This window comes from Streptomyces viridosporus (genome assembly GCF_002078235.1).
Lineage (GTDB): Bacteria > Actinomycetota > Actinomycetes > Streptomycetales > Streptomycetaceae > Streptomyces > Streptomyces viridosporus.
Genome location: NZ_MSGP01000338.1, coordinates 1 through 220, shown reverse-complemented (window position 1 = coordinate 220; position 220 = coordinate 1). Strand labels below are relative to the sequence as shown.

Annotated in this window: 1 pseudogene; it reads right to left on the bottom strand. The window is 62.3% G+C overall.

The window, feature by feature from the left end:
• A pseudogene (locus tag B7L92_RS23505) lies at positions 1 to 220 on the bottom strand (calcium-binding protein); the annotation flags it as partial.

Sequence of the window (220 nt, the reverse complement as noted above, 5' to 3'; positions counted from 1 at the left end):
AGGTTGCCCTTCGAGTCGGTCTTGATGGTCTTGAGGGTGGTGTAGGTGGTGGAGTTCTTCTTGCGGAACTGCAGCTTCACGGACTGGCCGGTGTAACCGGCGTACTTGCCGGTCTCCCAGTTCGCGCGGGACAGCTTGCCCGTGACGGTGATGGTCTTGCCCTTCTTCACCGGCTCGGGGGAGGCGTTGACGGTCAGCTGGGAGGCGCGCTGGAACTTGA